The organism is Streptomyces sp. NPDC020801, from assembly GCF_044334385.1.
Classification (GTDB): domain Bacteria; phylum Actinomycetota; class Actinomycetes; order Streptomycetales; family Streptomycetaceae; genus Streptomyces.
Genome location: NZ_JBIRST010000073.1, coordinates 1 through 1,781 on the forward strand (window position 1 = coordinate 1; position 1,781 = coordinate 1,781).

Consider the following 1,781-nt stretch of genomic DNA (forward strand, 5'->3'; position numbering starts at 1 on the left):
GCAACCGAGTCCCGTGCCGGGGAGCGCAAGCCGGCGCAGATCGTGGACATGTCCTGGGATCCGATCACCCGGATCATCGGGAACCTGGGCATCTACACAAAGATCGACTTCGCCAACCGGGAAGTCGTGGAGTGCCACTCCACCTCCTCCCTCTTCCGCGGCTATTCGGTGTTCATGAAGGGCAAGGACCCCCGCGACGCCGGCTTCATCACCTCCCGCATCTGCGGCATCTGCGGCGACAACCACACCACCTGCTCCAACTACGCCCAGCAGATGGCCTACGGCGTCAAACCCCCACCCCTGGCCGAACACATCACCAACCTCGGCGAAGCCGCCGAATACATGTTCGACCACACCATCTTCCAGGACAACCTCGTCTTCGTCGACTTCTGCGAAGCCATGGTCAAAGCCACCAACCCCACCGTCCTGGCCCGCGCCGAAAACACCCCCGCCCCCCGCGGCGACACCCACGGCTACCGCACCATCGCCGACATCATGCGCGCCTTCAACCCCTTCGAAGGCGAGGTATACAAACAAGCCCTCAAAATCTCCCGCATCACCCGCGAAATGTTCTGCCTCATGGAAGGCCGCCACGTCCACCCCTCCACCCTCTATCCCGGCGGCGTGGGCACCATGCCCCAACCCTCCGTCTTCACCGACTACCTCTCCCGCCTCATGCGCATCATCGACTTCATCAAACAAGCCGTCGCCATGAACGACGACATCTTCGACTTCTTCTACCAAGCCCTCCCCGGCTACGAAGAAGTCGGCAAACGACGCATCCTCCTCGGCTGCTGGGGCGCCTGGCAAAACCCCGACATCGTCGACTACCGCTACGAAACGATGAACCAATGGGGCAAGGCCATGTACGTCACCCCCGGCATCATCGTCGACGGCAAACTCGTCACCAACAACCTCATCGACATCAACCTCGGCCTGCGCATCCTCCTCGGCAGCTCCTACTACGACGACTGGAACACCCAACAGCCCTTCGTCACCCACGACCCCCTCGGCAACCCCATCGACATCCGCCACCCCTGGAACCAAACCACCGTCCCCACCCCCCAAAAACGCGACTTCAACGGCAACTACAGCTGGGTCATGAGCCCCCGCTGGTACCACCCCGACACCGGCGACCACCTCGCCCTGGACACCGGCGGCGGCCCCCTGGCCCGCCTGTGGTCCACCGCCCTGAGCGGCCTCGTCAACACCCCCTACATCAAAGCCACCGGCCACAGCGTCCGCATCACCCTCCCCAAAGGCGAAACCCTCCCCGAAACCACACTGGAGTGGACCATCCCCCAGTGGAGCAACACCATCGAACGCGACCGCGCCCGCCCCTACTTCATCGCCTACGCCGCCGCCATGGCCCTGCAATTCCTCGAAGAAGCCATGACCATGGTCCAAGCCGGCGACACCAAAGTCTTCGAAAACTTCGACGTCCCCGACGAAGCCATCGGCTGCGGCTTCCACGAAGCCGTCCGCGGCGTCCTCTCCCACCACCTCGTCATCAAGGACAAAAAGATCGCCAACTACCACCCCTACCCACCCACCCCCTGGAACGCCAGCCCCCGCGACACCTACGGCACCCCCGGCCCCTACGAAGACGCCGTCCAAGGACAACCCATCTTCGAAGAAAACGGACCCGACGACTTCAAAGGCGTCGACATCATGCGCACCGTCCGCAGCTTCGACCCCTGCCTCCCCTGCGGCGTCCACATGTACATCGGCAACGGCAAAACCCTCACCACCCACCACACCCCCACCTACGGAGCCAACCA

Annotated in this window: 1 protein-coding gene; it reads left to right on the top strand. The window is 63.3% G+C overall.

The window, feature by feature from the left end; translation table 11 throughout:
- The coding region (locus ACH4UM_RS41745; RefSeq protein ID WP_398191910.1) for a nickel-dependent hydrogenase large subunit at window positions 1-1,781 on the top strand (1,781 nt) is incomplete at both ends.